Genomic DNA, 6,675 nt, shown 5'->3' with positions numbered 1-6,675 from the left:
AACAGCTCACGGGAGCGGAACAGTCGGAGGAATAATCCGACCGTTCACAGCGTCCTCGCTGTATTTTTCTTCAAAGGAACCTCATCCCCAGCAGAAGCTGGAGACGGGGTATCAACATATCTGGCGTTGACTTTTGGCACGCTGTTGAGTTCTCAAGGAACGGACGCTTCCTTTGTACTCACCCGAGAGACTCTCTCAGGCTTTCCTCCGGGCGCTTCCCTTCGGTCTTGCGTTTCCGACTCTATCAGATCTTTCCGATCCGATTTCCTCGGTGCTTTCCAGGTTTCCGCTTCCGCGTTTCCCTTTCCGGCGGTTCCGACTTTATCAGAAGTTCTGAGTCGGAATTCCCGCTCCCGGGGCTCCGGACCGTGAGTTGGTCGGGTGCCCGCCTGAGCGGAGTTGTAAACGTACTGGAGCGGGGCGCCTCGATGCAAATCGAGGCGCCCCGCTCCAGGTTGACGCTGCCGGAGGTCCGACGGACCGTCAGACCTCCACCACCACGGGCAGGATCATCGGGCGGCGCCGGTAGGTGTCCGAGACCCACTTGCCCAGGGTGCGGCGGATCAGCTGCTGGAGCTGGTGCGCCTCGACGACGCCGTCCTGGGCCGAGCGCTCCAGGGCCTCGACGACCTTGGGCAGGACCACGGCGAAGGCCGAGTCCTCGATGCCCGAGCCGCGGGCCTGGACGTGCGGCCCACCGGTGATCTTGCCGGTGGACGAGTCCATCACCACGAAGACCGAGATGATGCCCTCGTCACCGAGGATCCGGCGGTCCTTGAGGGCCGGCTCGCCCACGTCACCGACGGAGAGTCCGTCGACGTAGACGTAGCCCGCCTGGACCTTGCCGGAGATCTTCGCCTTGCCCTCGATCAGGTCGACGGCGACGCCGTCCTCGGCGATGACGATGTGGTCGTGCGGGACGCCGGTCAGGGCGCCCAGTTCGGCGTTGGCGCGCAGGTGGCGCCATTCGCCGTGGACCGGCATCAGGTTCTTCGGGCGGCAGATGTTGTAGAAGTACAGCAGTTCGCCGGCCGAGGCGTGGCCCGAGACGTGGACCTTGGCGTTGCCCTTGTGGACGACGTTGGCGCCCCAGCGGGTCAGGCCGTTGATCACGCGGTAGACCGCGTTCTCGTTCCCGGGGATCAGGGACGAGGCCAGGATGACCGTGTCGCCCTGGACGATGCGGATCTGGTGGTCGCGGTTGGCCATCCGGGAGAGCGCGGCCATCGGCTCGCCCTGGGAGCCCGTGCAGACCAGGACCACCTCGTGGTCGGGGAGGTCGTCGAGGGTCTTGACGTCCACCACCAGGCCCGGCGGGACCTTCAGGTAGCCGAGGTCGCGGGCGATGCCCATGTTGCGGACCATCGAGCGGCCGACGAAGGCGACCCGGCGGCCGTACTCGTGGGCCGCGTCCAGGATCTGCTGGATGCGGTGGACGTGGCTGGCGAAGCTGGCCACGATGATCCGCTTGCGGGCGTTCGCGAAGACCGTCCGCAGCACGTTCGAGATGTCCCGCTCGGGCGGGACGAAGCCCGGGACCTCGGCGTTCGTGGAGTCGGAGAGGAGGAGGTCGATGCCCTCCTCGCTCAGCCGCGCGAACGCGTGCAGGTCGGTGAGCCGGCCGTCCAGCGGGAGCTGGTCCATCTTGAAGTCGCCGGTGTGCACCGCCATGCCCGCGGGGGTGCGGATGGCGACGGCCAGCGCGTCCGGGATGGAGTGGTTGACGGCGACGAACTCGCAGTCGAAGGGGCCGATGCGCTCCCGGTGTCCCTCCGCCACCTGCAAGGTGTAGGGGCGGATGCGGTGCTCCTGGAGCTTGGCCTCGATGAGGGCCAGGGTCAGCTTGGAGCCGATCAGCGGGATGTCCGGCTTCTCGCGGAGGAGATAGGGAACGCCGCCGATGTGGTCCTCGTGGCCGTGGGTGAGGACGATGCCCTCGATGTCGTCGAGACGGTTCCGGATCGACGAGAAGTCCGGCAGGATCAGGTCGATTCCGGGCTGCTCCTGCTCGGGGAAGAGCACTCCGCAGTCGACGATCAGCAGACGGCCGCCGTACTCGAAGACCGTCATGTTGCGGCCGATCTCGCCGAGACCGCCCAGTGGTGTGACGCGCAGGCCGCCCTTGGCGAGCGGCGGCGGTGTGCCCAGTTCGGGATGCGGATGACTCAAAAGACTCTCCTCACCACGCGCGCCACGTGCCGGTGGGGCACGTGGCGCGCGTGTCGTTCGTGCAGATGTGATGTGTGTGGGGCGCAGGCACCGGTGGCCTGCTTATTCAGTTGTCGGGTCCAGTGGAGCGGTGCATCGGTGCCGCGGTGCTGCTGGTCTTGCGAAGTCTGTTGTCAGAGCTGTACCCCGCCGGCGGCAAGATCGATCTTGAGCTGCTCGGTCTCTTCGGGCGTCAGCTCGACCATGGGCGCGCGCAGCGGTCCGGCGGGCAGGCCCTGGAGGGCGAGCGCGGCCTTGGAGGTCATGACGCCCTGGGTGCGGAACATGCCGGTGAAGACGGGGAGCAGCTTCTGGTGGATCTCCAGCGCCTTCTGCACGTCGCCCGCGACGTAGGCGTCGACCAGGGAGCGCAGCTCGGGGGTGACGACGTGGCCGACGACCGAGACGAAGCCGACCGCGCCCACCGAGAGCAGCGGCAGGTTCAGCATGTCGTCGCCGGAGTACCAGGCCAGACCGGACTGCGCGATGGTCCAGCCGGCGCGGCCGAGGTCGCCCTTGGCGTCCTTGTTGGCGACGATCCTCGGGTGCTCGGCGAGCCGGACGATGGTCTCCGTGTTGATCGGGACGCCGCTGCGGCCGGGGATGTCGTAGAGCATGACCGGCAGCTCGGCGGCGTCGGCGACCGCCTTGAAGTGCTGGTAGAGCCCCTCCTGCGGGGGCTTGTTGTAGTACGGCGTGACGACGAGCAGCCCGGTGGCGCCGGCCTTCTCGGCGGCGCGGGTCAGCTCGACGCTGTGCCGGGTGTCGTTGGTGCCGACCCCGGCGACGACGTGGGCGCGGTCGCCGACCGCCGCCACGACGGCCCGTACCAGGTCCGCCTTCTCCGCATCGCTGGTGGTGGGGGACTCGCCCGTGGTGCCGTTGATGACCAGGCCGTCGTTGCCTGCGTCCACCAGGTGGGCGGCGAGCCGCTGCGCGCCGTCGAGGTCGAGTGCGCCGTCCGCCGTGAAGGGCGTGACCATGGCGGTGAGGACCCGCCCGAAGGGGATCTGCGGAGTGGAGGTCGGAGCCATGGGTTACACGCTACTCGTTGCTCGGAGCGGGGTCTTCCCTCGGGGGAGGCGGCACCCTGGGGACGGAGGCGGAGCCCGGCACTGCCTGCTCGGGGGTTCAAGCAGTGCCGGGTCCGTTTGTTCAGGCTAAGTGAACTTCATGAAATGCCGCAATACGGACACCTCGTGCGGCTGATCGCACATGCGTGCCCGCCTGCGCGGCGCGCGGTGCGTTACGGGGCCACCCGGCCGTTGGTGTTGAAGGCCGCGTGGGTCAGCGGCATCAGCCGGGTCCACTCGGCCTCCATCTTCTCGCCGACCATCTCGATCTCCCGCTGCGGGAAGGACGGGACCTTGGCCAGTTCGTGCTGGGTGCGCAGGCCGAGGAAGTGCATCAGCGAGCGGGCGTTGCAGGTGGCGTACATGGAGGAGTACAGGCCGACGGGGAGCACCGCGCGGGCGACCTCGCGGGCGACGCCGGCGGCGAGCATCTCGCGGTACGTCTCGTAGGACTGGCGGTAGGAGTCCGTCATCGCGCGGCCGACCAGTTCCTGCTGGGCCGCGGTGCCCTCGACGAAGCGGTACTTGCCCGGGCGGCCCTCCTGGACCAGCTTGCGGGAGGCGTCGGGGACGTAGAAGACGGGCTGGAGCTCGCGGTAGCGGCCGCTCTCCTCGTTGTAGGACCAGCCGACGCGGTGCCGCATGAACTCGCGGAAGACGAAGATCGGGGCGCTGATGAAGAAGGTCATCGAGTTGTGCTCGAAGGGGCTGCCGTGCCGGTCCCGCATCAGGTAGTTGATCAGGCCCTTGGAGCGCTCCGGGTCCTTGTTCAGCTCGTCCAGGGACTGCTCCCCGACCGTCGAGACCCGGGCGGCGAACAGGACGTCGGCGTCGGCGGCGGTGTGTTTCACCAGCTCGACGGTGATGTCGCTGCGCAGCTCGATCTTGAAGTCGTCTTCGGGCGTGTCGGTCACGGTGTGCAGGGCCTTCCCGTCTCGTCGGATTGCGCACGCCACTCTACGGCGCCGCTAAGAGGGCGTTAAACAGGGCGTTCACTGCCGTGCCGCTATGAAGTCGGTGAAACAGGGCACCTTCGGCAGTGTCCGTTCGTCTGTACATGTGAAAGAGCTCTTGAAGGGAGACGTCCACATGATTGGCCGGCGTGAACCCGTCCCGTTCGCCTTCGTCGCCGAGGCCGACAGGTTCCGCAGCAATGTCGAACCCCCGCCCCGTGAGCGCGCGTCGTTCGGCCAGCTGGCCGGGCGCTGGCTGCTGGGGCTGACCATAGTGGCGGGACTGGTGGGTGCCCTGGTGATCGGGATGCCCGCGCTGTCCCTCGACCACTCCACGCAGGGGACCCAGCAGTCACAGGCGTCCGACCGGCGCTGAGCCGTCCCGGGCCGGCGATGGCTCCATCCCGGCCCCGATGGTGGTGACCGGGGACACAGGTCGATAACCTCACCGGGCACAGCCCACGCATGGAGCGAGTGAGGACCAGCCGTGCCCCTGACCTTCCTGACGGCCGACCGCGCCTTCGACACGGCCGACGACGTCGCGCTGCCGTACGACGACCGGGACCGGTGGCGGCGGCCCTACCGCCCCGGCCCCTGGCGGGTCGGCGCGTCCGCGCTGATGCTGCTGCTGGCGTCGTTCGTGCTGTTCGCGGCCGTGGCCATCGCCGCGACCGGGACCGCCGCCTCGGCGGGTGCCGTCTTCGCGGTCGCCCTGATCGTCATCGGGTGCGCGCTGCGGCTGCTGCGCATGGGCGTGTGGGTCAGCGCGCGGGGCGTGCGCCAGGTCGGTTTCCTGGTCAGCCGGACGGTGCCGTGGGAGCAGGTCGTCGAGGTGCGGACCGTGCAGCAGCCGGTGCGCTGGCTCGGGCTGCCGCGGACGGTGCAGGGGCAGGCGCTGGTTCTCCAGCGCCGCGGGCGGGGTGCCGGTGAGGCCCTGCCGCCGCTGCTGACCTCGCACAACGCGGACTTCCTCGCCCGGTCGGACGGGTTCGACCGGGCCGCCGACGCCGTGGAGGCGTGGGGGGCCGAGTACCGGATCGGCTGAACACCGCCTCGGCTGAGCGGCGTATGACGTGCCGGTGGCCCGGTTCCCGTGGGTACGGGGGCCGGGCCACCGGTATGTCGGGGGCGGGTCAGGCCGTCTCGGTGTGCGGCCGGGACGCGCCCTCGTGCAGGCTGATCGCGTGCTGCATCGCCTTGCGGGCGCGCGGGGTGTCCCGGGCGTCCTGGTAGGCGACGGCGAGGCGGAACCAGCTGCGCCAGTCGTCGGGGGCGTCCTCGGTCTCGGCCTTGCGGCGGGCGAAGACCTCGTCGGCCGAGTCGCGGTCGATCCGGCCGCTCGGGGTGCGCCGCAGCTCGTCCACGGGCAGGGCGCCCTCGGCGTCGAGTTCGGCGGCGAGCCGGTTGGCCTTGCGGACGAACTGGGTGTTCTTCCACAGGAACCACACCCCGATCACCGGCAGGATCAGCACGGCGACGCCCAGGGCGACGGTGACGGGGGTGCCGGCCTCGATGAGCAGCACGCCGCGGCTGCCGGCCAGGACGAAGTAGAAGACCAGGACGAGGGCCGTGACGGCGTAGGTGATCTTGGCGCGCATGAGTCAGGGGCTCGGTTCTGGTCTCGGTTCTGGTGTGGGGTCCGGACTCGGTTCTGGTGTCGGGTCCGGTCTCAGTTCAGGTCCAGGAAGTGTTCCAGGCCGAAGGTGAGGCCCGGGGTGGTCACCACGCGGCGGGCGCCGAGCAGGATGCCCGGCATGAAACTGCTGTGGTGCAGGGAGTCGTGCCGGACGGTGAGGGTCTCGCCCTCGCCGCCCAGCAGGACCTCCTGGTGGGCGAGGAGCCCGCGCAGCCGGACCGCGTGCACCGGGACGCCGTCCACGTCCGCGCCGCGGGCGCCGTCGAGGGCGGTGGCGGTGGCGTCGGGCGCCGCGGGGGTGCCTGCCTTCCGCCGGGCCTCGGCAATGAGCTGTGCGGTGCGGGTGGCGGTGCCGCTGGGGGCGTCCACCTTGTTCGGGTGGTGCAGCTCGACGACCTCGACGGACTCGAAGTACGGGGCGGCGAGCTGCGCGAACTTCATGGTCAGGACGGCGCCGATGGAGAAGTTGGGCGCGATGAGCACGCCCGTCCCCGGGGACCGCTCCAGCCAGGCGTTGAGCTGCGCGAGGCGGTCGTCGGTCCAGCCCGTGGTGCCGACGACGGCGTGGATGCCGTGGCCGACGCAGTAGTCGAGGTTGTCCATGACCGAGGCGGGGGTGGTCAGCTCGACGGCGACCTGGGCGCCGTTTTCGGCCAGCGTCTCCAGGGAGTCGCCGCGGCCGAGGGCGGCCACCAGCTCCATGTCCTCGGCGGCCTCGACGGCCCGGACCGCCTCGGCGCCGATCCGGCCCTTGGCACCGAGGACGGCCACGCGCAGCTTGCTCATGTTCGTTGCTTCCTTACCG

Annotated in this window: 7 protein-coding genes; 2 read left to right on the top strand and 5 right to left on the bottom strand. The window is 69.6% G+C overall.

What is annotated here, in order from left to right; all coding sequences use genetic code 11:
• Positions 1–483: 483 nt before the first annotated feature.
• The 3 genes from AB0G32_RS17360 to thyX form a co-directional block, all read right to left on the bottom strand.
• A complete protein-coding gene (locus AB0G32_RS17360) occupies positions 484–2,169 on the bottom strand; it encodes a ribonuclease J (protein ID WP_361163430.1) in 1,686 nt (561 codons plus the stop codon).
• Positions 2,170–2,342: 173 nt separating this feature from the next.
• Entirely contained in the window at positions 2,343–3,242 is a 900-nt protein-coding gene (gene dapA / locus AB0G32_RS17355) for a 4-hydroxy-tetrahydrodipicolinate synthase (protein WP_361163428.1), read from the bottom strand.
• A 212-nt stretch (positions 3,243–3,454) separates the two neighbouring features.
• Positions 3,455–4,195: an FAD-dependent thymidylate synthase gene (gene thyX, locus AB0G32_RS17350; RefSeq protein ID WP_361163426.1), complete on the bottom strand. Its 741-nt coding sequence runs from the start codon at positions 4,193–4,195 to the stop codon at positions 3,455–3,457.
• A gap of 175 nt (positions 4,196–4,370) precedes the next feature.
• On the opposite strand from thyX, the gene AB0G32_RS17345 reads away from it, so the two are divergent.
• Positions 4,371–4,610, top strand: a complete 240-nt coding sequence (locus AB0G32_RS17345; protein WP_361163424.1) for a hypothetical protein — start codon at positions 4,371–4,373, stop codon at positions 4,608–4,610.
• Positions 4,611–4,721: 111 nt separating this feature from the next.
• Positions 4,722–5,279 carry a hypothetical protein gene (locus AB0G32_RS17340; protein WP_361163422.1) on the top strand — a complete coding sequence of 186 codons (558 nt, stop codon included), beginning with the start codon at positions 4,722–4,724 and terminating at the stop codon, positions 5,277–5,279.
• 88 nt (positions 5,280–5,367) lie between these two features.
• Here the strand turns inward: AB0G32_RS17340 and AB0G32_RS17335 are convergent, their stop codons facing one another.
• A complete protein-coding gene (locus AB0G32_RS17335; protein ID WP_361163420.1) occupies positions 5,368–5,832 on the bottom strand; it encodes a hypothetical protein in 465 nt (154 codons plus the stop codon).
• Positions 5,833–5,903: 71 nt separating this feature from the next.
• Positions 5,904–6,656, bottom strand: coding sequence for a 4-hydroxy-tetrahydrodipicolinate reductase (gene dapB / locus AB0G32_RS17330; RefSeq protein ID WP_361163418.1), 753 nt, complete (start codon positions 6,654–6,656; stop codon positions 5,904–5,906).
• Positions 6,657–6,675: the final 19 nt, after the last annotated feature.

The organism is Streptomyces sp. NPDC023723, assembly GCF_040639815.1.
GTDB lineage: Bacteria > Actinomycetota > Actinomycetes > Streptomycetales > Streptomycetaceae > Streptomyces.
The sequence above is the reverse complement of the archived record's forward strand: the minus strand, read 5'-3'. Positions and strand labels throughout refer to the sequence as shown.

Bases quoted from the DNA above. Each gene is read 5' to 3' on its own strand.
- dapA (WP_361163428.1), bottom strand. From the start codon at position 3,242: ATGGCTCCGACCTCCACTCCGCAGATCCCCTTCGGGCGGGTCCTCACC.
- AB0G32_RS17345 (WP_361163424.1), top strand. From the start codon at position 4,371: ATGATTGGCCGGCGTGAACCCGTCCCGTTCGCCTTCGTCGCCGAGGCC.
- AB0G32_RS17335 (WP_361163420.1), bottom strand. From the start codon at position 5,832: ATGCGCGCCAAGATCACCTACGCCGTCACGGCCCTCGTCCTGGTCTTC.
- dapB (WP_361163418.1), bottom strand. From the start codon at position 6,656: ATGAGCAAGCTGCGCGTGGCCGTCCTCGGTGCCAAGGGCCGGATCGGC.